The 24,235-nt window shown below is 66.7% G+C and carries 20 protein-coding genes and 1 tRNA gene; 7 read left to right on the top strand and 14 right to left on the bottom strand.

Features of this window, described 5'->3' with window-relative positions:
* Window positions 1-264 precede the first annotated feature (264 nt).
* The 5 genes from A5744_RS10415 to A5744_RS10395 form a co-directional block, all read right to left on the bottom strand.
* Complete coding sequence (locus A5744_RS10415) at window positions 265-2,298, bottom strand: cytochrome c oxidase assembly protein (protein WP_076060643.1); 2,034 nt, start codon at window positions 2,296-2,298, stop codon at window positions 265-267.
* 28 nt (window positions 2,299-2,326) lie between these two features.
* Window positions 2,327-4,693, bottom strand: coding sequence for a glycerol-3-phosphate 1-O-acyltransferase (locus A5744_RS10410; RefSeq protein ID WP_076060641.1), 2,367 nt, complete (start codon window positions 4,691-4,693; stop codon window positions 2,327-2,329).
* Complete coding sequence (locus A5744_RS10405; RefSeq protein WP_076060697.1) at window positions 4,690-6,384, bottom strand: HAD-IB family hydrolase/lysophospholipid acyltransferase family protein; 1,695 nt, start codon at window positions 6,382-6,384, stop codon at window positions 4,690-4,692. The genes A5744_RS10410 and A5744_RS10405 overlap by 4 nt, the downstream gene beginning before the upstream one ends.
* Complete coding sequence (locus A5744_RS10400; RefSeq protein WP_076060699.1) at window positions 6,381-7,853, bottom strand: wax ester/triacylglycerol synthase family O-acyltransferase; 1,473 nt, start codon at window positions 7,851-7,853, stop codon at window positions 6,381-6,383. The genes A5744_RS10405 and A5744_RS10400 overlap by 4 nt, the downstream gene beginning before the upstream one ends.
* A gap of 149 nt (window positions 7,854-8,002) precedes the next feature.
* Window positions 8,003-9,247 (bottom strand): alpha/beta hydrolase, encoded by a 1,245-nt coding sequence (locus A5744_RS10395; protein ID WP_076060639.1) that lies wholly within the window; start codon window positions 9,245-9,247, stop codon window positions 8,003-8,005.
* Window positions 9,248-9,432: 185 nt separating this feature from the next.
* Between A5744_RS10395 and A5744_RS10390 the strand changes: the two genes are divergently transcribed.
* From A5744_RS10390 to A5744_RS10375, 4 genes are all read left to right on the top strand, one after another.
* A tRNA-Arg gene (locus tag A5744_RS10390) sits at window positions 9,433-9,506 on the top strand.
* Window positions 9,507-9,727: 221 nt separating this feature from the next.
* Window positions 9,728-11,464, top strand: coding sequence for an MFS transporter (locus tag A5744_RS10385; RefSeq protein ID WP_076060637.1), 1,737 nt, complete (start codon window positions 9,728-9,730; stop codon window positions 11,462-11,464).
* Between the two features lie 37 nt (window positions 11,465-11,501).
* Window positions 11,502-12,272: an enoyl-CoA hydratase gene (locus A5744_RS10380; RefSeq protein WP_076060636.1), complete on the top strand. Its 771-nt coding sequence runs from the start codon at window positions 11,502-11,504 to the stop codon at window positions 12,270-12,272.
* Window positions 12,273-12,384: 112 nt separating this feature from the next.
* Window positions 12,385-12,675 (top strand): hypothetical protein, encoded by a 291-nt coding sequence (locus A5744_RS10375; RefSeq protein WP_139331302.1) that lies wholly within the window; start codon window positions 12,385-12,387, stop codon window positions 12,673-12,675.
* Window positions 12,676-12,684: 9 nt separating this feature from the next.
* On the opposite strand, the gene A5744_RS10370 is transcribed toward A5744_RS10375, so the two are convergent.
* From A5744_RS10370 to A5744_RS10340, 7 genes are all read right to left on the bottom strand, one after another.
* Window positions 12,685-12,957 carry a hypothetical protein gene (locus A5744_RS10370; protein ID WP_076060632.1) on the bottom strand — a complete coding sequence of 91 codons (273 nt, stop codon included), beginning with the start codon at window positions 12,955-12,957 and terminating at the stop codon, window positions 12,685-12,687.
* A gap of 39 nt (window positions 12,958-12,996) precedes the next feature.
* On the bottom strand, window positions 12,997-13,212 hold the full coding sequence (locus tag A5744_RS10365) for a hypothetical protein (RefSeq protein WP_076060630.1): 216 nt from the start codon (window positions 13,210-13,212) through the stop codon (window positions 12,997-12,999).
* A 21-nt stretch (window positions 13,213-13,233) separates the two neighbouring features.
* The gene (locus A5744_RS10360; RefSeq protein ID WP_076060629.1) at window positions 13,234-14,406 is read right to left on the bottom strand and encodes a dihydrolipoamide acetyltransferase family protein; all 1,173 of its coding nucleotides are present in this window, start codon (window positions 14,404-14,406) and stop codon (window positions 13,234-13,236) included.
* Window positions 14,403-15,458, bottom strand: coding sequence for a 3-methyl-2-oxobutanoate dehydrogenase subunit beta (gene bkdB, locus A5744_RS10355; protein ID WP_076060627.1), 1,056 nt, complete (start codon window positions 15,456-15,458; stop codon window positions 14,403-14,405). The genes A5744_RS10360 and bkdB overlap by 4 nt, the downstream gene beginning before the upstream one ends.
* Window positions 15,455-16,537: a pyruvate dehydrogenase (acetyl-transferring) E1 component subunit alpha gene (gene pdhA / locus A5744_RS10350; protein ID WP_240563011.1), complete on the bottom strand. Its 1,083-nt coding sequence runs from the start codon at window positions 16,535-16,537 to the stop codon at window positions 15,455-15,457. The genes bkdB and pdhA overlap by 4 nt, the downstream gene beginning before the upstream one ends.
* Window positions 16,538-16,739: 202 nt before the next feature.
* Window positions 16,740-17,351 (bottom strand): nitroreductase family protein, encoded by a 612-nt coding sequence (locus A5744_RS10345; protein WP_076060696.1) that lies wholly within the window; start codon window positions 17,349-17,351, stop codon window positions 16,740-16,742.
* A 44-nt stretch (window positions 17,352-17,395) separates the two neighbouring features.
* Window positions 17,396-18,481 carry a dihydrodipicolinate reductase gene (locus tag A5744_RS10340; protein WP_076060694.1) on the bottom strand — a complete coding sequence of 362 codons (1,086 nt, stop codon included), beginning with the start codon at window positions 18,479-18,481 and terminating at the stop codon, window positions 17,396-17,398.
* A 128-nt stretch (window positions 18,482-18,609) separates the two neighbouring features.
* On the opposite strand from A5744_RS10340, the gene A5744_RS10335 reads away from it, so the two are divergent.
* A complete protein-coding gene (locus tag A5744_RS10335) occupies window positions 18,610-19,518 on the top strand; it encodes an enoyl-CoA hydratase (RefSeq protein ID WP_076060624.1) in 909 nt (302 codons plus the stop codon).
* 100 nt (window positions 19,519-19,618) lie between these two features.
* Here the strand turns inward: A5744_RS10335 and A5744_RS10330 are convergent, their stop codons facing one another.
* The gene (locus A5744_RS10330) at window positions 19,619-20,635 is read right to left on the bottom strand and encodes an acyl-CoA dehydrogenase (RefSeq protein WP_076060622.1); all 1,017 of its coding nucleotides are present in this window, start codon (window positions 20,633-20,635) and stop codon (window positions 19,619-19,621) included.
* 101 nt (window positions 20,636-20,736) lie between these two features.
* Between A5744_RS10330 and A5744_RS10325 the strand changes: the two genes are divergently transcribed.
* Window positions 20,737-21,909, top strand: coding sequence for an acyl-CoA dehydrogenase family protein (locus A5744_RS10325; RefSeq protein WP_076060620.1), 1,173 nt, complete (start codon window positions 20,737-20,739; stop codon window positions 21,907-21,909).
* Here A5744_RS10325 and A5744_RS10320 read toward each other — a convergent pair.
* Window positions 21,898-22,686 (bottom strand): TetR/AcrR family transcriptional regulator, encoded by a 789-nt coding sequence (locus A5744_RS10320; protein ID WP_076060619.1) that lies wholly within the window; start codon window positions 22,684-22,686, stop codon window positions 21,898-21,900. The two genes, A5744_RS10325 and A5744_RS10320, sit on opposite strands and share 12 nt — an antisense overlap.
* 359 nt (window positions 22,687-23,045) lie before the next feature.
* Between A5744_RS10320 and A5744_RS10315 the strand changes: the two genes are divergently transcribed.
* Window positions 23,046-24,233 (top strand): amidohydrolase family protein, encoded by a 1,188-nt coding sequence (locus A5744_RS10315; RefSeq protein WP_076060617.1) that lies wholly within the window; start codon window positions 23,046-23,048, stop codon window positions 24,231-24,233.
* The last annotated feature ends 2 nt before the right edge of the window (window positions 24,234-24,235 follow it).

Genomic DNA, 24,235 nt, shown 5'->3' with positions numbered 1-24,235 from the left:
AGAGACAGCCGCGGTGCGCAGCTGAGTGACCGTGGCGACCCGCGCCAACTGCACGTAATGCTCATCAGATCCCGCCCGCCGTCCCGCCATGTCCCGGGCCTCTCGGCGAACGCGCCGACTGGCGGTGGTACGACCCCTTCCAACCCCAACCACCACCCACAAACAACTAGGTCCGCGCGCGGGGCCGGTCGCCTGCCGGCAACACACCGAAACTCAAACGGGCTGGGCCATCAAGGAATTCGGTCGGACCCACACAAAATCCGTCTACCGTGTCTTCGGCGATCCTGGCGTTTCGCGCCGCGCCAGCTCGGCGAGCATCGCGTTGTAGGCGGTCAGGTCGGCGTCGTCGTTGCGTTCGGCCGCGCGGTCCAGCCGCCGCGCGGTGCGCGCATCGCTGCGCGCCCACTGCACCAGCAGCGCGATCATGACGATCACCAGGGGCACTTCCCCTGCCGCCCAAGCGATTCCGCCGCCCAGTCGCTGATCACCCAGCAGATCGGTGTGCCAGGGCAGGCCCAATGACCGGTAATAGGCGGCGCCGAGCACGGTTCGGGTGCCCATCAACTCCACGCCGAAGAACGCGTGCAGCGGGAGCGAGGCGAACACGACGGCCACCTTGGCTATCGGCGGGATCGGCCGCGGCGTCGGGTCCACCCCGATCACGACCCAGTAGAACAAATAGCCGGTGATGAGGAAGTGCAGGTTCATCGCCATATGGCCGGCGTGACTGCTGACCGTGGTGTCGAAGAGGTTCGAGAAGTACAGCCCGTAGAACCCCGCGACGAACAACGCGGTGGCGACCACTGGATTGGTCAGCAGCCGCGAGACCCGGCTGTGCAGCGCGGCCAGGATCCATTCCCGCATTCCCGGCGGATCGCCGCGGCCGGCGGCCGGCAGCGCCCGTAACGCCAGGCTTACCGGCGCGCCGAGCACCAACAGGATCGGAACCAGCATCGACAGGCCCATGTGGGCGACCATGTGCATGCTGAACATGGCGGGCATGTAGCGCCCCACGCCCGACGACGTCACGAACAGCAACACCACGCAGCCGAGCAGCCAGGCCACCATCCGCCCCGGCGGCCACCGATCGCCGCGGCGACGCAGCCGCACCACGGCCGCCACATACAAACCGGCGAGAACTATTGCGGCCGTGCCGAAGATCAGGTCGAAGCGCCAGTCGAACAGGACGCGCGCCAGAGTGGGCGGACCGTCGAGATCGTAGCCGATCTCGGCTTCGGAGATCGACGGCAACCGCGACGGCGGTGGCGGCGGTGGGGTACGCCCCAGCCCGACGGCAACGCCGAAGGTCAGACCGAAAACGACCGCCTCGGTCAGGGCCAGCCGGATCAAGACACGGCGCGCCGGGACCGCGGGACCCGGATCCGCTTGCAGCGCAGCAACTCCGGTGCGTCGCTGGCGCCAACCCACGACACCGAGCACGCACAGCGCGACGAACTTGACGACCACCAGCCGCCCGTACCCGGTGGTGAACAGCTCGGCAGGCGTCACCCGCACCGCGGCGTTGACCAAACCGCTGAGCGCCATCGCCACCCAACACCACAGTGCGATCGCCGAGAAGCGCCGCGCCGCCAGGCCGATGTGTTCACCCGCGCGCAACGCGTGGGTCAACAGCGCCAGCAGCCCGCCGGCCCACAGCGTGGCGGCGACGAGGTGGATCAGCAGGCTGTTGGTGGCCAGGTCGTGTGAGCCGCCCGCCGACGAGTGACCGGTCAGCCCGAGCGGAACCACCGTCAACAACGCCCCGGCGAGCAGCACCGGCGTCCAGGACCAGCGCAGCACCGCCACGCTGGCCAACGTCACCGTTGCGGCCAAGAATGCGGTCCAGCGCCACGCGGACGCGGTGTAGATCAGGTCGGCCAGCCTCCAGATCGTCACCGGGTTGAGGTGCTCGACCAACGGGTGCCCGGACACGTCGGAAATGGTCAGCGGGACCAGCAGGGCCGCACACACCGCCCACACGCCCGATGCGACGGTCCCCAGCCGCAGCGCGCGGTAGCCGCCGGCGTCGAGGACGCCGCTGCCCTGCGGGGGCACCAGAAACGCCGCGAAAAGAAACGATCCGACCGCCAGCGCCGCCGCGATCTCCCCGGCCGCCCGGACGAACGGCAGCCCCACCGTGGTCGCGGGGCCCGGATTGGGCAGACCCGTCAGCGTCAGCGCGTCCGCCAGCGACAGCGCCCCGATTCCGGCCGCCGTGCAGCCGGCCAGCACCGCGACGCCGGCGAGTAGCGGCCACGCCAGCGCGGCGGGCTTGCCGGCGGGCCGGGCAACCGTCATGTACCCAGGGTATGGGCGGGCGCTGCGACTACAGAGGTTGGCTGTCCAGGCGGCCCGACCGGGCCCTGGTCTCGCGGGCGACGAACTGATCGCGCGCGATCCGCCCGACATGATCGGAATCGCGGATGATGTCGCGCAATTCCCGCCGGAACGCGATCCGTCGCTCGGCGAGGTCGGCAGCGGGCGCGATCAGATCCTGGTCGGCGACCACCTGGTAAGCGGTGGCGAACAGCAACGTCGACACCGATTCGCCACTGCGCACCCGGGCCTGCGCCACGTATTGCCGGCCCACCCCCAGCGCCAGCTCCGTCAGTTCCTTCTGGGTGATGTCGGCCGGCGCGTCACGCAACACGTCGGCGACGATCTCATAGGCCTCGAAGAACACCCGCAACATGGCGTCCGCCATCAGCGGGCGTTTGGAGAACAGCATCGCGTCGATCTCGTCACCCCCGGCGGCGACGTGGGCCTCCCAATCGTCGTGCCACGCCATCTCTTCGGCGATGTTGTGCCGAAATGCCGCGGAATCGGCGAAGTAGAAATCGAACTTCAGCAGATCGCGCAACCGCATCGCCTGGGCCCAAAACGCCTCCATGCGATCGCCTTTCGCGCGCCTAGCGTGCGTGAGCGCGAGCTCGACGATCGAGGTCTCCAGGAAGGCATGTATCAGGGAGTTACGGTAGAACGCCGCGGCGTGCTGCTCCTCGGGCGCGATGCGCCACACCGGTTCCCGGCCGCTGTCGACGCGGGTGATCGGGTGACCGTTGGACAATGTGTCGACCGCCGCACGCACCCCGTCGCGGGAGCGCAGCCGCAACAGGCTGGTCGACATCGGGGTCTGCTTGCGCTCCAGGTAGTCCAGCGCATCCTGCAGGGTGTGGTGCAGCTGATCGAGCGTCAACGCCGCGCCCCGGGTGGTCAGCAGCAACGCGCACACCAATCCCGTCGCCGTCACCGGCGTCGCCTGCAAAATCCGCCACGCCACTTCGAACGACATCTTCTGCAGCGCAAGCCGTTTGGCGTCCGGATCCTGGGCCAGCGAGCCGTGCGGCGGACCGAGGTGCTCGCGCATCGATACGGCTTCGGGAAAGCGAACGTAGATCTTCCCGTAGTTGCGTTCGCCCTGCGCCCTGATGAAGTTGTACAGCCACAGGATGCCCTCGGGTGTCTTTTCGCCGCCGCGGGCGTACGCGGCGTATTCGGCGGTCTCGTGTAGCTGGTCGAAGCTGATCGACACTGGCTGCAGCAGGATGTCTTCGCTGCGGCCGTCGAGGTAGGCGTCGGCCACATAGGCCAGCAGACCGAGCTTGGGCGGCAACATCTTTCCGGTGCGCGATCTGGTTCCTTCGATGGACCAGCTCAGGTTGAACCGCTTCTCGGCGATGTAGCCGACATATTCGCGCAGGACGTACTTGTATAGCGGGTTATCGCCGATGTTGCGGCGGATGAAGATGGTGCCGGCACGGCGCAACAGCGGCCCCATCACCCCGAACGACAGGTTGATGCCGGCGAACACATGCACGGGCGGCAGCCGATTCTCCTGCATCGCCACCGGCACCACCGCGCCGTCGATGTAGGACCGGTGCGAGAAGAGCAGTACCGCCGGATGTGCTTCCAGCCCGGTGCGCATCGCCGCGACCTGATACTCGTCGTAGTCGATCTCCGGGTCGAAGCCGCGGCTGAGTGCCCTGCCGAGGACGCCAACCAGGTCGACGGACACCCTGCTCCAGCCGGTGGCGAGTTCGTCGAGCACCCCCGCGGCTTCCTCCACGGTGGCACCCGGGATTTTCTCCAGGCCGGCGCGAAACCGTGTGGACGCCAGGATTTCCGGCTTCACCAACCGCGGAGACTTGTACTGCGGCCCGAGGATTCGGTACTCGGCGCGTTCCATCGCCAAGATCGCGCGGCGGGTGACGAACTGCGCGAAGTCGCGCTTATCCTCACCGACGGTGGTGTCGCGCCACTGCTGTCGGAGTTCGGACACCTTGGCGGGCTCGCCTGCGACCACGCGCGCCCGGTGGGGGGCATCGCGCAGGATGCGTCGTTGCTGACGTTGGTTGGGGTGGTAGGGATCTCGGCCGGGTAGCAACCCGGCCACCTTGGCGATCCTGCCGCGGTCCGCGGGCGGCAGCCAGAACACCCGCACCGGAACGACCAACCGGTCGTCGGCGGATTCGGAGCCGGACTCGAGCTGCTCGGCGAGAGCGGTCAGTGCCGCCGGTGGCGCATCACGCGACGGCAATTTCAGTACGTCGAACCTGGTCTCCGGGTGCCGGGCGCGCTGCTTGCCCAGCCAATCCATCACCAGCTCCCGTTCGACGCCCGTGTGCATGGACGCCAATACCAGCGAGTCCTGCGCGGCCAATACCGCGCTGGTATCTGCGACCGGTTGCGTCACGGCCGCCCTCTGGGACGTGAAGGCTGTTGTACCTCACCGTCTTTGAGAGCGACCTTGGACGCATGCGGCTCAGGCTTGGCCCTACTGGCCGCCTTCTTCGCGGCGGATTTCTTCCCGCTGCTGGTTTTCTTCGCGGTAGCCTTCTTCGCCGGGGCCTTGCGCGCGGCGGATTTGGCGGCCGGCTTGGCTTTTTTTGCCGCCTTCTTCTCCGCGTACAGGTCGACCTCGGGCAGCTCGTCGACGGGCCAATTGGCCAGGGTGTCCAGATAGAGCTGGCGCACCTCGGCGATGCGCTCCGGCAACGTGTCCAATGTCCAGCCATCGACGGGGATCGGCGGGAACACCGCGACGTCGACCGTGCCCGGATTTATCGTTGTCGAGTTTCGGGCCGCGACGATCTCGGCGTTGCGAATCACGATGGGCACGATGGGAATTCCCACCGCTATCGCGATGCGGAAGGGTCCCTTCTTGAAGGGACCGACCTCGGTGGTGTCCACGCGAGTGCCCTCGGGTGCGATCACGATCGAAAGCCCGTTCTTGGCCCGATCTTCGACCGCGTGCATGGTCTCCACCGCGGCGACCGGATCGTCGCGATCGATGAACACCCCGTCGAGCAGCTTGCCAAGCGTGCCCATGATCGGGTCCTTTTCGAGCTCCTTCTTGCCCACGCCGACCCAATTGTCGCGCACCAGCGCCCCGGCGATGACGGGGTCAACCTGGTTGCGGTGGTTGAAGATAAAGACCGCGGGCCGTTGCGCGGTCAGGTTCTCCTTGCCGACGACGTTCAGGTGCACACCCGCGATCGCGAGCGACAACTGGGAAAAAGTGGACGTGAAGAAGTTCACGCCGCGGCGCCGGCTACCGGTCAGCAGACCAATGCCCACCGCGCCGGCCGCGACCGGAAACATCGAACCGAAGCCGGCGAGCGTTCGCACCTGCCGCCGCAGTCCCACGCGACCGCGGCTGTTGAATCTCAGGATCGGCCAGCCGCGACGCTTGGCGACGGCGGCCATCTTGCCCTCGGGGTTCGTCGGCCGCGGATTGCCGACCAGGTACATCAGGGCGACGTCCTCGTCACCGTCGGCGTAGAAGTAGCTGTCTTTGAGGTCGATGTCGTGCTCGGCCGCAAACCGTTGCACCGCAGCGGCTTTGCCCGGGCCCCACAGGATGGGCTTCACTATCCGGCCGGTGAGCAACCCGTCTTCGTTGGTCTCGAACTTGTTGGTCAGCATGTTGGTGATCCCGAGGAAGCGGGCCACCGGATTGACCTGGATGGTCAGCGCCGACGAGCTGAGCACCACGGTGTGGCCGCGGGCGACATGAGCCCGCACCAGCTCGCGCATCTCCGGATAGATCCGCGACTCGATCCGCTGGGCGAAAAGGCGCTCGCCGATCTCCTCGAGGTCGTCGATCAGCCGTCCGGTCAGCGCCGAGCCGGCCTTGCCGATGAGGTCTTCGAACTCGATGCGTCCGAGCGTGTGGCTCAGACCCGCCTGAACCATGCCGAGTAGTTCGCCGACGCCCATGTCGCGGCGCCGCAAGCGCTCCTGGGTGAGGATGACGGCGGTGAACCCGGCAACCAGGGTGCCGTCGAGGTCGAAGAACGCTCCGATCTTCGGGCCGGGCGGACTGGCGAGGATCTCGGCGACCGAGCCGGGCAGCCGCATGTCCCGCTCGTCGGCGGGGCTCATGAGCCGGCCACCGATCGAGGCGCCGACCCGGCCGGCTCGGCGAACGACGCCGGTACGGCGCGCGGTTTCGGGTCGCCGCACAGCGCCAGGATCTCGTCGAAACCGTCGAGCAGGCACCGGGCGAACAACGCCTCGTTTCGCACCGAGGCCCGGTCGTAGCGCACGGTGATCGTGCACCAGCCGCCGCGGGAAATCAGCACGACCATCATCGCCACCCCGGGTAGTGGGCCGATCCCGTACTGCCGCAATATCTTTGCGCCGGCGATGTAGGTGTCCCCCGGATAGACCGGGACGTTGCTGGCCTGCACGTCGGAGCCGATGACCGAACCGGTGATTCCCTCCAGGACCGCCGTCGGCAAGACGCTCAGCACCGGCGCGATGGAACCGATGATGTTCATCGCCGGCTCCTCGCGGCGCTGCGTCATCTGCGCGCGGATCTTCTTCATCCGGGCGACCGGGTCGGCGGTGCCCAACGGGGCCGCCAGGTTGACGCCGGTGAATCGGTTGCCGCCAGCGGTGTCGGCGTCGGCCCGCAGGTTGACGGGCACCGCCATCGGCAGCGTGCTGATCGGGACGCCGAGGGCCTCGTGGTAGCGCCGCAGCGCGCCGGACAGGCCGGCGAGGTAGGCGTCGTTGATCGATCCGCCGCCGCACTTTGCGGCCTTGTGCAGATCGGAGAGCCGGATGTCGATGGCCTCGGTGCGGGTGGCCAGGCTGCGCCGCCGCAGCAGCGGCGAGGGCTCGGCGGCGCGGTTGATCACCCGCATGCCCGACGTGGCGTAGCCCACGATCCCCGAAACCGTGGACACCGGGTCCAAAAGCGCTCGCCCGGTGGCCGATACGGCCCCCGATACCGCACCCAAGACACCGTTCACGATGGCGAAGGGCAAGTGGTTGATGCCTTGCCGCATCAGGTCATTGGGCGTCAGATCCTGCGGAATGGGTTGCGGCGCTGTCGGTCTGGCGGGTGGGTCGCGCTCGAGGTCATAGATCTGCGCGAACATCTCGACGCCGCCGACGCCGTCGGTCACGGCATGGCTGACGTGCAGCAGCGTCGCAGCCTTGCCGTCGGCCAGACCCTCGACCAGGGTGGCGGTCCACAGCGGGCGCGATATGTCCATCGGCGACTGCAGGATCACCTCGGCCAGATCGAATACCTCACGCAGCGTGCCGGGTTCTGACACGCGCACCCTGCGCACATGGAAGTCGAGATTGAAATCGGGATCGACCACCCACCGCGGCGCCGCGGTCGGCAGTGTCGGCACCACAACTTTCTGCCGCAGGCGCAACACCCGTCGTGACGCGTTTTCGAACCGTGACCGGAACCGCTCCCAGTCCGGCGTCGCGTCGAGGAGCTCCAGCGCCATGATTCCCGAGCGGGTCCGGGGGTTCGCCTCCCCCCGGTGCATTAGATAGTCGACCGGTCCAAGTTCGTCGGACAATCCAACCGCCTCGACGGACTCAGCCATGATCGTCAACTCGACGCGCCAACCTTCTCACCGCCGACCAAGCCTCCTGCCTCGGACTTGCCATCCAGTAGCCAACACAACGCTAGTCGGCTCGACGCGCTGGTGAAAGGCGCGACCCCGGCGCGGGGATCGCGTGCGGGTGGCCCGGCTCAGCTGGCCGAAGAAGCCGTCAGCGGCAACGAATCCACGAGCGAGTGGGTGCGCCGCCCGTAGACGACGCCCAGGAAGTCGGCGACGGCGTCGGCGGCCAGCCGTGATCGAACCGTCGGGGTGATGTCGAACGCGTGGTGGGCATTGGCCAGCTCGGCGTAGGCCACCGTCGGCGCCCCGGCCGCACGCAGGGCCGCACAGAACGCGCGGGCCTGGCCGCAGGGAACCAGTTCGTCCTTCTCGCCGTGCAGCAGGAAGAACGGGGGCGCCTCGGCATGCGCGTATGAAATCGGCGATGCCGCCCTGAACTTTTCGGGGGCATCGGCGTAGCGAGCACGCATCACGATCTGCTCGAGGAACGGCATCATCAGCTCATGCATGTTCTCCGTGCTGGTGAAGTCGTAGACGCCGTAATACGGTGCGACCGCCTGCAGCGTCGTGTCGGCATTTTCGAAGCCGGGCTGGAACTCCGGGTCGTTGGGGGTGAGGGCGGCCAACGATGCCAGGTGCGCACCCGCGGACCCGCCGGTGATCGCGATGAAATCGGGGTCGCCGCCGTAGTCGGCGATATTTTCCCGGACCCAGGCGATGGCCCGCTTCACGTCGATGATGTGCGCCGGAAATGTGGACCGCGGACTCCTGCTGTAGTCGATGGAGACGCAGATCCAGCCGAGCTCCACCATCCGGCTCATCAGCGTGTACGCCTGACCGCGTTTGCCGTTGACGGCCCACGCGCCGCCGGGAACCTGGATGAGCACCGGCGCACGGCGCCCCGGGAGAAGATCATGACGCCGCCAGATGTCCAGCAGGTGGCGCCCGCCGGGGCCATAGGAGATGTCGGAAGTGTGCCGCGCGTACTTGCGGTGCGGGCCCGGCATGCGGATCAGCCCGTCGCGGGGCGCGCACTCGGACTGCTCGCAGGTCGGATGGCACACCAGCTCGCGGAAGTCGGGCCCGAAGGACTCCTCGAGCGCGGCGGTGAGCGCTTGATCCGCCCGCTGCGCGGCCCAGCTGGCGCCGACGCGGCCGATGGATGGGCGCGATACGCGAGACAGGGCGTGCCCGGTCACGACGTGCGGGGGAAACTCCGCGGACAGCCAGCCGGCAAACCAGCCAACCGCGAAGGGCGAGCCGCGCAGCAGCAGCGCGCCAGCGCGATAGGTATCTCTGGCATCGGCCGCCAGGCGCAGTGCCTGGGCACCTGCCGACGACCAGCGCGAGGTCAAGTTCATGGCCACGCTCATAGCAACGCCACCCCTCGACGTTATGCACACGCCTCGTTGCGGTTAACGGCTGTTTACCAGCCGATGTTGTGCGTGTGTCGAGGCTCACACCATAACCGATAAGCCCGGCGCGGGAAGACTTTTCGCGTGCGTGGCGGCCAGCTAATCGGATCTGCGGCCCGATTAGATAGACTGACCTGCACATTGCCTCCGTAGCTCAGGTGGATAGAGCAAGGGCCTTCTAATCCCTAGGTCGCACGTTCGAGTCGTGCCGGGGGCACCGGCAAACGCCTTGCCGGGGTTCCAGACAATTCGGCGGTCCGAGTCGCCGGTGTGGTGAACGCGGCATGAAGGCGGTGAGCGGCGCGCTGAGCGCGACGCGGGGGTGCCGCCAGCTAACTCGACCGACAGGTACCGGGAAATCCGGCGGCGCGTGTCAGCCCCTGGGAACACGCGCCCGCACGGCTTCCATTAGTTTGTATGCCTATGCGTTTTGGGTTGATGGGCCCCGCCTCGACGAACCCGACGCTGGCCCCGGCCGAACCGGAGGGTCGTCGCCTCCGATGGGACGTCGACCACCCCCACTACAAGTGGGTCGCGCTGTCGAACACCACGCTCGGCATGCTGCTGGCGATGATCAACGCATCGATCGTGCTGATCTCCTTGCCGTCGATCTTCCGCGGGATCGGATTGGAGCCGCTGGCCCCGTCGAACATCGGCTATCTGCTGTGGATGCTGATGGGCTACCTGGTGGTCACGGCGGTCTTGGTGGTGTTGGTCGGACGACTGGGCGACATGTTCGGCCGGGTGCGCATCTACAACGTGGGCTTCGCGGTGTTTACGTTCGCGGCGATCGCGCTGTCGTTCGACCCTTTCCACGAGGGCGCAGGCGCGATGTGGCTGATCTGCTGGCGCGTAATCCAGGGCATCGGCGGCGCAATCCTCATGGCGTTGTCGGCGGCGATTCTCACCGACGCGTTCCCGAGCAATCAGCGCGGGATGGCACTCGGATTCAACATGGTGGCCGCGGTGGCCGGCTCGTTCCTCGGCCTCCTGCTCGGGGGCCTGCTGGCGGAGTGGGACTGGAAGGCGATCTTCTGGGTCGGTGTGCCGATCGGCGTGCTGGGCACCGTCTGGGGCGTGCGCTCGCTGCACGAGATCGGCGTGCGTACGCCGGGCCCGTTGGACTGGCCCGGCACCGTGACGTTCGCCGTCGGGTTGACCGTCGTCCTGGTTGGTATCACCTACGGCATCCAGCCGTACGGTGGCCGAGCGACGGGCTGGACGAACCCATTGGTTCTGGGCTCGATCGCGGTCGGGCTGCTGTTGCTGGTCGCGTTCTGCGTCATCGAGCTGCGGGCGGCGCAGCCGATGGTCGACATCCGGCTGTTTCGGTCGGCGGGATTCGGGATGGGCAACCTGGCCAACCTCATGGCGTCGAGCGGCCGCGGCGGCCTGCAGTTCATGCTCATCATCTGGTTGCAGGGCATCTGGTTGCCGCTTCGCGGATACAGCTTCGAGTCGACGCCCCTGTGGGCGGGCATCTATATGCTGCCGGCGACGATCGGGTTCCTGATCGCGGCGCCGCTGGCGGGGTGGCTGGCGGATCGGTTCGGCGCGCGGCCGTTCGCGGTCGCCGGGATGCTGCTGATGGCGGCCACGTTCATCGGCCTGGTGCTGATTCCGGTCGATTTCGACTACCCGGTTTTCGCGGTGCTGATTTTCCTCAATGCGCTGGGCGGGGGCATCTTCACCGCGCCCAACACCGCCACGATCATGTCGAGCGTCCCGGCCGACCAACGCGGAGCCGCGTCAGGTGTCCGGGCGACGTTCTTCAACGCCGGTTCGGCGCTGTCGATCGGCGTCTTCTTCTCGCTGATGGTCGTCGGGCTGGCGAACACGCTGCCGCAGGCACTGGACGGCGGGCTGCAGGCCGAGGGTGTGTCGGCAGCGGTGGCGCGGGATGTCGCCGGACTGCCCCCGGTGGGCAGCCTGTTCGCGGCGTTTCTGGGCTACAACCCGATCGCGGAGTTGCTCGCCGGTTCGCATGCACTGCAACAACCCGGGGTCAACGCCGGCGTGCTCACCGGCAAGTCGTTCTTCCCGGCGCTGATCTCGGGGCCATTCCACGCCGGGCTGGTGGTGGTGTTCGTCGCCGCGGCGCTGATGACGTTGACCGGCGCGTTGGCGTCGCTGGTCAGCCCCGGGCGCTACGCCGACGAGGTGGCGGAAATCTAGGAGCGGGCCCGCCGAGGCCGCGACGTAGTCTTTGGCGATGGCCCAGTCCGACCTAGTCCTCTACCGCGTAGACGATCACGTCGCAATCATCACCGTCAACGACCCCGACCGGCGCAACGCGTTCACCGCAGAGATGTCGGCGCTGCTGCGCGGCGCCGTGGAACGGGCCGAAGCCGACGCCGGCGTGCACGCCGTGGTGGTCACCGGGGCCGGCAAGGCATTCTGCGCGGGTGCCGACCTCAGCGCGCTGGGCGCCGCGGGCGGCGGGGCGGCGGAGTCGGGGCTGACGCGGATCTACGACGGCTTCATGGCCGTCGGCAACTGCACGCTCCCCACGATCGCCGCGGTCAACGGCCCCGCCGTCGGGGCCGGGCTCAACTTGGCAATGGCCGCCGACGTGCGCATTGCGGGGCCGGCGGCGTTGTTCGACGCGCGTTTCCAGAAGCTCGGACTGCACCCCGGCGGCGGCGCGACATGGATGCTGCAGCGGGCGGTTGGCCCGCAGGTGGCGCGCGCCGCGCTGCTGTTCGGCATGCGCTTCGACGCCGAATCCGCCGTGCGCCACGGGCTGGCTCTCAGCGTGGCCGACGACCCCGTCGCCGCGGCGCTGGAGCTGGCATCCGGGCCCGCCGGCGCACCGCGCGACGTGGTGCTGGCAACGAAGGCCACGATGCGCGCCACGGCCAGCCCCGGGGCGCTGGACACCGAGCACCACGAACTCGCGATGCGCACCGAACTGGGTCCGCAGGTCTACTCCATCCAGTCACCGGAGTTCGCCGCGCGATTGGCCGCGGCACGCCGCAGATAGCGTTGGGCCCAACCGTCTGTGGTGGGAAATTTTGGGATCGGTAGCAAACCGGCGCGTGTGGACTTGCGAAGACGACACCGAAGAGGTGGCGCACCCGAGCGAAGGAAGCAGCATGATCTACGCCCGCACTCTGAAGCGGCTCATCGCCGGAACGCTGCTGTCCGGCGGTGTCGCGATGGCTGGATTCGGATTGGCCGCAGGGGCAGCGCAGGCCCAGCCGGGCCTTGCGCCGCAGGTTTACTGGTGCCCGAACCAGCCCTGGAACCCGGCATGGGGTGAGAACAAATACTGGAATCAGTGTTGGGACACGGACAACCCGCCGGCGCACCCGCCGCCACCGCCGTTCCACCAGCCGAACTTCAATTGCGGCCTGTTTTGGTGCCCCGTGCCGCCCCACCCGTGACGACGGGGGTCATACCGCGGTAACGCCGTTGGGAGGCACAGACTTTCGCATCCAGAAGTCCCGACAAATCTGGCCCTCCGCTCCGTAATCGGGGCTCGCGTGGCAGTTGCCCTGGTATCCGCGCGCGGGGTCATCGGCCGGGAGCGCGTCGATGCAAGCCTGGTGGGCAGCGGGATCGGTGATGCTGACACAGGGATCGTCGGCGTGTGCTTGTGCCGGTGGAATGAAGAGGGATGCCAGCGCCATCACCGCCACCGCCGACGCGGCCATCAGTGCCTTCATTCGTCCATGCTCTCCTAATTCCCTGATCGCCGGCAGGGTTTACGTGAATAGTTCGGGATGCTCGCGGAGTAACCGCACCTCAGCCGCGGCTACCACCGCCTCCGCCGCCGACACCGCCGCAGCCGCGGCTTCGGCCTCTAACGCTTCGGCGTGGGCGCGCCGCAATTCTCCGCGCCCCAAAAGGGGGCACACGAAGAACAGGCCCAACATGATCCAGCAGATGACGTTGAAGTCTAGTGCGAGTTCGTTTCCCATCGAGTTGCTCGTCCCTGGCAATTAGAGGTCCAGCAGCGCGGTCTGCGGCGACTCGATCAGATCTCTGAGCTCGCAGACGAAATGGGCGGCCTGCGCGCCGTCGGCGACGCGGTGGTCGAACACGCATGTCAGCGTCATCGTCGGACGGACCACTACCTCGTCACCAACGACCACCGGGCGCGGCCTGATCGCTCCCATGCCCAGGATGGCGGCCTCGGGATGGTTGATCACCGGCACGCCGTCGTCGACGCCCAGGGCCCCGAAGTTCGAGACGGTGAACGTCGAGCCGCGCAGCTCGGCGGGCGCCAGCGTGCCGCCGCGCGCGCCGGCGATCAATTCGGCCGTCCGGCTTGCTAATTCGCGGGTGTTCTTGCTTTGGGCATCGGTGATCACCGGAACAAGCAGGCCGCGCTTGGTCGCCACCCCGAAGCCCAGGTGTATGTGACGATGGACACGTACCTGCGGTCCGTCGGGTGCATCGACCCACGTCGAGTTCAGAATCTTGTTGTGGGTCAACGCGACAACCAGCATCCGCAGGGTAAGCACGAACGGCGTGATCTCCTGGTGCACCGCACGGAAACGGTCGCGCAGCCGCAGCAATTCGCTGCAGTCGACACCCACGGCTACCTTTGCGGCCGGAATTTCTTTGTGGGACAACGCCATTCTCTCCGCCATCCGCGCCTGCACGCCGTGTACAGCCCGGATATCGGATTCAGCCTCGGACGCCTTGGCGGCCGACAGCACGTCCCCGCGGGTGATCACCCCGCGGTGCTGGATCGAGGCAAGGTCGACGGAGAGCTCCTTGGCCAGTTTGCGCACCGGAGGAGCGGCGCGCGGCCGGCCCCGTCGGCGGCTGACGTCGATGTCGGCGTCGGCGCCGTAGCCGACCAGCGTGGGCACCGCGGGCTGGCCGTTGGCCGCCGGCGCCTCCCCGCTCGCCGGCACCGTGTCGATCCGGACCAGCACCGCGCCCACGTTGAGCACATCGCCTTCGGCGCCGTGCGTTTCGACGATCCGGCCCGCGTATGGGCTCGGGATCTCCACCTCGGCCTTGGCGGTCTCGACCGAACACAGAACCTGGTTGAGTTCGACTTCGTCGCCGACCGCGACGTTCCAGCATGACACCGTGACCTCTTGGAGTCCCTCGCCAAGGTCGGGCACCCGGAATGACTTGATCCGCTCGTCGGCGCTCATGGCTGCTCCAACACGCGCTCTACGCAGTCCAGCAGCCGGTCGGGGCCCGGCAGCCACAACCTCTCCAGCCGCGCCGGCGGGTAGGGCGTGTCGAATCCGCAGGCGCGCAACACCGGCGCTTCCAGCTCGTAGAACATCTCCTCCTGGATTCGTGCGGCCAAACCGGCGCCGTAGCCCAGGCTGCGTGGCCCCTCGTGCATCACCACGCAGCGTCCGGTGCGATGGATCGATGCGGCGACGGTGTCGAAATCCAAAGGCACCAACGAGCGCAGGTCGATGACCTCCAGGCTCCAACCGTGTTCGCGCTGAGCATCTTCCGCGGTGGCGACGGCGGTATTCACCAGGCTGCCGTAGGTGATGACCGTGACTTCGGTGCCAGGACGGCGCACCATCGCCCGGCCGATCGGGGGTTCGGGCCGATCGAAGTCGACCGCGCCGCGACCCTGATAGCGCCGCTTCGGCTCTAGGTAGATCACCGGATCCGGGCAGGCGATCGCGTGCCGCAGCAGCCAATACGCGTCGGACGGGGTCGACGGGACCACCACCTTCAGACCGGCGGTGTGCGCCCAGTACGACTCCGTGGAGTCCGAATGATGCTCGGCCGCACCGATGCCGCCGAACGACGGTATGCGGACAGTGACCGGCATGTTCACCTCGCCGCGGGTGCGGGTGCGGTACTTCGCCAGGTGGCTGACCACCTGATCGAACGCCGGATAGGAGAAGCCGTCGAACTGGATCTCGGGCACTGGCACGAAGCCGCGCAGGGCCAGTCCGATCGCGATCCCAATCAGCGCGGACTCCGCCAGCGGGGTGTCGAAACAACGGTCCTCACCGAACGTCCGGGCCAGTCCCTCGGTCACCCGGAACACCCCACCCTCGACCGACACGTCTTCGCCGAACACCAGGACCCGATCGTCCGCGGCCATCGCGTCGTGCAGCGCGCGGTTGAGCGCCTGCACCATGGTCAGCTGTTGTGCGCCCAGCGCGACCTCGTCGACGGTCGCCGTCAACGCTTCATCGGGACCGGCCGGACGGTCGGCGAGCTGGGTCATGCGAGCCTCCCCAATTCGGCGCGCAGCTGCTGGCGCTGCGCCTGCAGTCCCGGCGTGATCTCGGCGTAGACGGTGGTGAAGACTTCGTCGATGTCGATGTCGGGCGCGTCGAACACCGCGTCGCGCAGTTCGGCCCGCATTCGCTTCGACCGGGCGGCGACGCGGTCTTCCAGGCGTTCCGACCACAGCCCCTGGCCCTGCAAGTACGTGCGGTAGCGCGGAATCGGGTCCAACGCCTCCCACCGGTCGACTTCTTCCTGCGTCCGGTACCGGCTCGGATCATCGGAGGTGGTGTGCGGGCCAAGCCGGTAGGTGACGGCCTCGATCAACGTCGGGCCGGCCCCGGCCCGGGCGCGGGCGGCGGCTTCGGTCATGACCGCGTAGCACGCCAGCACATCGTTGCCGTCCACCCGGATACCGGGCATCCCATAGCCAATCGCCTTGTGCGCGATCGAAGGTGCGGCGGTCTGTCTGGAGACAGGCACCGAGATCGCCCACTGGTTGTTCTGCACATAAAAGACGCACGGCGTGGTGAACACCGCAGCGAAGTTGAGCGCCTCGTGCACGTCGCCCTCGCTGGTGGCGCCGTCGCCGAGAAAAGCCACCGTCACCGAGTCTTCGCCCAGGCGTTGTGCGGCCATCGCCGCCCCGACGGCGTGCAGCGTCTGGGTACCGATCGGAATCGACATCGGGGCACAGCATTTCTTGGTGAATTCCAGCCCGCCGTGCCAGGTTCCGCGCCATGCGGCCCCGACGTGTCCGGGCGGGATGCCGCGCGCCAGGAACGCGCCCAACTCGCGATACTGGGGAAACAGCCAGTCGGTTTTGCGCAGGCAGGCCGCCGCGCCGACCTGGGCGGCTTCCTGGCCACGGCACGATGCGAACAACGCCAACTGGCCTTGGCGCTTCAGGTTGACGAATTCGGTGTCCAGCTCCCGGGTGACCACCATCGTCTCGTAGAGCCAGCACAGTGTCTCGGCGGGAAGGTCGCGACTGTATCGGCGTTCGGCCGTCGGTGTGCCGTCCGCGGCGAGCAGTTGCACCGGCTCGAGGTCGACGGTCATCGGCATCCGAGACATATCCGCCACAACGCCTCCCTAGCTCAGGGCCGCGTGACGGGTCAGGTCAGCAAACCAGCTGCACGAAAGGCTCCGCTCGCCGCGACACTGGCGCACTCTCCATTATGCGCTTTTGGCCTGTGCGTACCGCTCTGCCGAGAGGCATGTCGCCCGGCGTGTCTCAACGCCGCGGACCGCCCCAATTACCGGACCCGGCGTACCGTCATGCGGTTGTCGGCGGCCACGGCTGATCCCAACGGTCGATCGCCGCCACCGCATCAAGCGGCTTGCGCCGCACCGCGTGGTGCCCACCCTTGGGCCAGCCCACCGTAAGCAGGGTTGCGATCTTCCAGTCGTCAGGAATTCCAATCATTGGCCGCAGCTGGTCCTCGCAAGACCCGTGCCACAGGGTGATCGCCGCACCAAGCCCCTGAGCGCGGGCCGCCAGCAGGAAGTTCTGCACGGCGGGAAAGATCGAACCCCCTTGCTGCAGTTCGGTGGTCCCTCGCTGCGGCTGGACACAGAACAGCACCAGCACGGGCGCCGCGCCACCGACGCGCATGTGCTCAGCCATCGTTCGCAAGACGCGCGATTTGGGGTCATCAGCCCCGTCCTGCGGCATCGAAAACCGATAGAAGTCGGTCATCACGTCCCATGTCTGGTGGGCTGCGGCTGTGACCACGTCGCGCAGGCCATTCGATCTCAGGACGACGAACTTCCACGGCTGCTGATTGCCCCCGGACGGAGCCCAACTCGCCGCGCGCAGGCACGTGTCGATGGCCTCGTCCGAGACAGGTTCGTCGCGATAGCGCCGCACGGCAGACGCGGTTCGCATGACCTCCCACAGGTCCGCTGATGTCCGCGGGACCAGCTGCCCGCTCACGGCGCCGCCGTCGTGGGTAGGACGCCCCGCCATGCCCCACCGCGCACCGGGCCGGTTACCAGGGGTAGGTCCAACGTCGACAACAATCCAGGTGGCGCAGCCATTACCGCGGGAATCGCGTTGAGTTCGCGCATGACGGTCGCGTAGGTCAGGCCGCGCATGTTGTTCCCGCGACCGTGCATCTCTATGTCGACGGAGTAGGTGGGCAGCCCCTCGACGATGACCCGGTAGCCACCATATGGTGACGGATGCCGCGGCCAATCCGGCGCGGAACCTTCTCCCATGCGGGTGACGTGTTCCAGCACCACGCGTTCCTCGCCGCCCACGATGCCGACGAGCCTGAACCGCATACCCCCCACCGTGCCAGGCTCGATCCAGCCCGACGCAACCTCGTACCGCCGCACGGCAAGCCATTTGTCGATGGAAGTGTCGACTCGGTCGAGCGGAAGTCCGACCCCGTCGGCAACGAGGTGGACGATGGGTGCCCACAACGCCGCAAGGCGTTCGGGGTCGAATAGCGGCGCCGGATGGTCCGGCCGGTGTCCGAAGCCCATGAAGTCGAACATGATGTCGGGTTGATTGATCGGGCCGTAGTCGAGTATCTCGAGCATGGTGATGCTGTCGACACGACTGCTGAACCCTGTCATCGTCAGCGCGATCACGTCGTTCGCCCAACCGGGGTCGACACCACTATTGAAGAAGCTGGTGCCGCCCTCCGCGCACGCCGCCGCGAGCAGTTGCACCGTTTCCTTGTCGGCCGCGGGCGGGTAGCACATCGGCACCAGCGAGGTACACACCACATGCTTACCTGCGCGCAGGCAGCGCGCGATGTCCTGCGCCGCTTCGTGGTAGCGATAGTCACCCGTCGCGAAGTAGGCCACCACGTCGGCATCCACCGACAGCGCGGCACCGATATCCCGGGTGGCGATGACGCCGGTTGCGGGCATTCCACACAGGTCGCCGGCGTCCCTACCGGCCTTGGCCTCGCTGTGGACCACCACGCCGGCAAGTTCCAAGCCCGGGTGCGCGATGAGGGCACGCAACGCGCCGACGCCGACCTGGCCCGGACCCCACAGAATCACTCGCGGCTTGCGTTGGCCGTCTGCCATCTGCACCCCTTCCGGTCTTCGCCGACCGACCGTGAGAATATAGCTTCTCATATTGAGATAACACCATTACCACGATGCAGACGAGAGACTGGAGGGCAACGGTGAGCGATTACGAATTCTTGAAGTGGGAAACGCTCGACGACGGGAGGATCGCGCGTATTTCGCTGAACCGTCCCGATCAGCGCAACGCCCAGAATCGCGGCATGCTTGTCGAACTCGATCACGCGTTTGCCCGCGCCGAGGCCGATGACACCGTCCGCGTTGTCATCCTCGCGGGCGAGGGCCCGATGTTCTCGTCGGGTCACGATATCGGTTCCAAGCAGGCGCGCGCCGAGTTCAGCTCGGGCCCGGGCCAACACCCGACCGTGACGATCAACGGCGGGACCCGCGACGGCGCCGAGAGGACCATGCTGCAGGAGTGGCACTACTTCTTCCAAACCAACCTGCGGTGGCGCAACCTGCGCAAGATCACCATCGCCCAGGTGCACGGTGACGTGTTCTCGGCAGGTCTGATGTTGATTTGGGCGTGTGATCTCATCGTCGGAAGCGAAGAGGTGCGCTTCGCCGACGTGGTGGGAACGCGGCTGGGAATGTGCGGGATGGAGTATTTCGGCCATCCCTGGGAGTTCGGGCCGCGGCGCACCAAGGAGCTCATGCTCACCGGCGACGCGATCACGATCGAGGAGGCCTACCGACTTGGCATGGTCAGCAAGATCTTCAAGCGTGGCGAACTCGCCGAGCGCACGCTTGAGCTGGCGCGGCGCATCGCAAAGGTGCCGACCATGGCGGCCCTGCTGATCAAGGAGTCGGTGAACCAGTCCGTTGACAACATGGGTTTTTACAACGCGCTGCAATCGTGTTTCGCGTTGCATCAACTCAACCACTCGCACTGGGCGCAGATTCGAGAGGACAAGGTTCCCACCGCGGGCGAGAAGCAGGGCGTGCCGAATTGGCGGACCGCTCCCCCGGTTGTCCTGGCGGTCAAGGACAAGGTCCGGTCCGACGCGTGACCGATCGCTTCCTCTGACGGCCTGCCTCGATGGTCCGCGTCAGAAAGCGGGGTCACAGTCGTCAGGGTCGGCGTGACTGTGGCTCGACACAGGCTCCGGTTCAGCTGGCGGCCCCGTAGCGTGCGTCGGCTACGCGGTCCAATGCCGCCGCGGGATCGCCGAATACCATTGCCCAGCCCCGGATCCGGCGGTAGTACAACTGGATGTCGCCTTCCATACCAAATCCGTATCCGCCGTGGATATGCAGGCTGCGCCGCGTTGCGTCGCGCGCCGTCTCGTAGGCGAACGCGAAGGACATGGCGGCCAGTTCGCGGACGCGACCGGGCTCGTCGCTGAATGCGCAGGCTGCTTTCAGCCCGAGCAGGCGCGCCCCGTCCGCAGCCGTGGCACTGTCGGCCAGTGGGTGGGACACTGCCTGGAAAGCGCCGATGGCGGTTCCGAAGGCACGTCGTTGTTTGGCATACTCGACGCCGATCTCGATGGCCTTCTTGGCCGCACCCGCCAATGCCACAGCGCTCAGCGCAAGCCATACGTCGAGCGCTTCGGAGAAGAGCGCACTCGCCCGCCCTCCGTCGGCGAGCACGACGAACTCATCACCAATCGTGATGTCCGCCAACGGCATTGATGCAAGATTTTTCACCGCACTGCGATTGTTGCCAATCGGCACCGCCAGCAGCAGTCCCTCAGCGAGGGCGATGACGTGGTCGGCGACGGCACCGGCAGGCACCAGTCCCAGCTTCCCACCGCGCGCGGCGCGGGGCGCGAACGTGACGAGCTGATCGCCCGCGAGAAGAGTGCCCAGCAGCCTTGCGCCAGCCTGTCCGGACTTGGCCAGTACTCGCGCGGCGACGAGCGCTTCGATGACCGGAGCGGAGCCGATCGCGCGGCCGAACTGCTCGGCGATCAGGGCGAGTTCGAGTTCCGATGCACCCCATCCGCCGGCCGACTCGTCTGCCGCCATCTGTACCGTGCCCGTCTCCAGCAGTGCCTTCCACAGCTTGGGGTCAAAACCCGACGGCTCAGCAGCCCGGACACGCTCGGAGTTCGACTCACGCGCAAACAGTGCGGCGAACGATTCCACCAACTGTCTCTGTTCGCTCGTCAAACTCAGGTCCACGATCCTCGATCCCAATGCGGATATGGATACTCTCAGATTTGAGAGTAGCATTATCGATCGCTCAACCACTCGCGCGCCTGACGACAGATTGGCTTGCACAGATGCATTTTCAGCTCGATGCGGACACTGCCACCTACCGCGACGCGGTGCGAGCCCACCTTCAGGACGTGCTGACTCCCGAATTCGAGGAACGCATCTACCGCAGCGGCGTCGCGCACGACGACGAGTTCGCCAAGGGGCTGGTCGAAAAGGGCTACTTCGCGCCTGGCTGGCCGGCGGAGCTCGGCGGGCAGGGCCGCGGCGCATGGGACGAGCAGGTCGTCAAAGAGGAGCTCATGCGGTTTGACGCGCCCGTGTACCTCTCCGAAACGACAAGGATGGTGGCTTCGATCATCCGAGAGATCGGCACCCCGGCGTTGAAGGAACGCATCCTGGCCGGCGCGATCAGCGGCGACATCACCATCGCTCTAGGCTTCACCGAGCCGGAATGCGGGTCGGACGTCGCGGCGGCTGCCACCAAGGCCGTTCGCGATGGCCCGGGAGAAGACGCAGACTGGGTGATCAACGGCTCCAAGATGTTCACCACGAACGGTCACATTGCGGACTTCGTGTTCCTGCTTGCACGCACGAGCCCCGAAAAGCCAAAACATAAGGGCCTGACGATGTTCCTGGTCCCGTGTGACTCCGAAGGCTATGAGGCACAAGCCGTGTGGACGCTTTCCGGCGAGCGCACCAACATCACCTTCTACGGCGACGTCCGCGTCGGCGATGAGTGGCGAATCGGCGAAGTCGACGGGGGCTGGGCGGTGCTTGGGCTGTCCCTGCGCGATGAGCACGCATCCGGTTGGGGGCCACACCTGATCAGGCTGTTGGACCATGCCGAACACTGGGCCGCCGAGACCGTGTCCCACGATGACTCACGCTCCATCGTGAATGCCGACGTCCGGCGCCGGCTCGCTCGAATCGCAATCGAAACCGAGGTGTCGATGCTGTTGCAGCGGCGGTGTGTGTGGATGCTCGAACAGGGCGACATACCGGTGGCCGAGGGATCGATGTCCAAGCTGTTCAGCACCGAGGCGCTCGAACGCGCCAGCCAGGATGTGGTCGAACTCGTCGGCGCGGACGCCTTACGCAGCTATCTCGAGCCGACGGCACCCGAACGTGGGCGGTTCGAACACTCACTCCGCTTCTCGTTGGGCACCACGATCTATGCGGGCACCAGCGAAGTCCACCGCACCATCATCGCGCAGCGTGGGCTCGGCCTACCCCGTTAGCTTCTTTGCCCGGCGGCTCGACGTCGCCCTCGGCGCCGCCTTGCGGGCCGGCCTGGCCTTGATTTCGGCAGCAGGCGGTGTGACCGCCTGCTTGCACCACGCCCACAATTGATCTTCAGTCAGCCTGGAACTCTTGCCGCCCAGGTGGAAAACCCCAATCTGCGCCAGTGCGGTGAGCGTGGTGTTCAGCAACGTGGTCAGCTGGGCTGGGGTCATGTCCGTGCGGACCAGTCCCGCCCGGGCGCACGACGTGATGATCTTTGTCAGCAGCTTCAGATGAGGCTCCCACACCTTGGCGAACGCGTCCGGCCGCTCGATCTCCAGGCTCAGATTGTAGATCGTCATGACTCGGCCGCCGACCGCTTCGGACGACTCCGCGCGGGACAGCACACCGCGGCAGAAGGCCTCGAGTTGCTCCATAGGGCCGTCGGCCGCAGCGACTTCCTGCCGGATGTTCTCGGTGAACTGACTCGTGACGTTCTCGTAAAGCGCCAACAACAGTTCTTCTTTGCCGGCGAAGTGTTGGTAGAACGCCCGCAGGCTCAGATTCGACCTATCGATGAGCGTCTGGATGGTGAAGTCGGCCTTGCCCGACTCTTCCACCAATTCCAGCGCGGTGGCCAGGAACCGCGAACTGCGGGCGAGAGCGCGCGCTCTCGCACTGCTCAGGCGCCGCTCGATCGTGCGCTGCTGCCATGTGCCGGGCAGCTCGGCCTCGGATTCAACCAATTCCAGGCCGGCTTTGGATTCGGTGCCGGCGGGCCTCTTTGCAGACATAGTGCTTAAAGCATACGCGAGCAACATCAATCATGTGGACAGTCTACGTACGCGTGTATGTTGATTGTCACTCTGCGCAAGTGCAAATTTTCAGTCCTCTTGCCGCGCCAGCCGGCAGTCCCAGCGTTCGGCAGAGCAGCTTCCGTGACGACTTGGGGCGCCTCGAGGGGATCCGGGTCGGCACTCGGCATCCCAAGGGCGCATTTGTATTTCAGATCGTCGCGGGCGGTGCACAGGTTACCGGGGATGCCCGGGTATCTCGGAGCAGAATGATGCGGTACCGTGGAAACGGTGATTCTCTTTTCCGAATCAGTGTGCCGCAAACGGAAGCCGCAGGCCATGGTCGAAGGAGCGCAGCGTTGAGTGCAGACATCCTAATCGTCTCGCCGGATGACCACTTGGTGGAGCCGGCCGATCTGTGGACCAGCCGCCTGCCCGAGCGCTACCGGGACATCGGGCCGCGAATCGTTCGCACCCGTGGGCGCATGGATCCGAGCGTGACTTCCGATGTCGCCTTCGTCGAGGACGACGGGGGCCGCGATGCGGACATTTGGCGCTACGAGGATGCAGTCATCCCGATCCCGCTCATCAGCGCGGCTGCCGGCTACGACCTCGACGAGCTCACCACCGATCCGATCACGTACGACGAAATGCGCCCGGGCTGTTACCGTCCGGCGGACCGGCTCGCCGACATGGACATCGCCGGCATCGAGGCCTCGGCATGTTTCCCCAACACCCTTGTCCGCTTCTGCGGTCAACGATTCCTGTACGGCAAGGACAAGGAGCTCGCCAGGCTCTGTGTCGAGGCCTACAACGACTTCCAGATCGACGAGTGGGGAGGCAGCTCGAACGGCCGGCTGATTCCGCTGGGCATCATCCCGCTCTGGGACGTCGAACTCGCCGCGAAAGAGGTCGAAAGAGTCGCCGCCAAGGGCATGCGCGCCGTGTGCTTCTCCGAGCTGCCCTCTCGTCTCGACCTGCCGTCGATCCATAGCGGCTACTGGGACCCGTTCTTCGCTGCCTGCGAGCGAAACCAGGTCGGCATCATGCTGCACATCGGCTCGAGCTCTTCGCTGACAAAGTCCTCTCCGGATTCGCCGCACGTTGTCACCAGCGCACTGATGGCGGTCAATTGCACCATCGCCCTGGTCGATTGGCTGTTCTCCGGCAAGCTCGTTCAGTTTCCCAACCTCAAGCTCGCGTTCGCCGAGGCACAGGCCGGCTGGATCCCCTACTACCTGCAACGAGTCGACGAGGTGTGGGAGGACCGTCGGGCATGGGGCGGTATCCATCCGCTGCTGACGGAACCGCCAAGCAGCCAGGTGCCTGGGCGCGTTTACTTCTCCACCTTCGGCGACCCGGTCGCCTTCCGCATCCTCGATCTCGTCGGGCCCGACCAGCTCATGTTCGAGACGGATTACCCGCACAACGACACCAACTGGCCCCGAAGCCTCGAAGTGGCCAATAAGGCGACGGAAGGCTTGGACGAGGAGACCAAGCGTAAGGTCTTGTCCACCAACGCGAAAAGGTTCTTCGGCCTCACGTAGCG

The organism is Mycobacterium sp. IS-1264 (assembly GCF_001954195.1).
Taxonomy (GTDB): domain Bacteria; phylum Actinomycetota; class Actinomycetes; order Mycobacteriales; family Mycobacteriaceae; genus Mycobacterium.
Note: the sequence above shows the minus strand (reverse complement) of the source record. Positions and strands in the feature narration are given on the sequence as shown.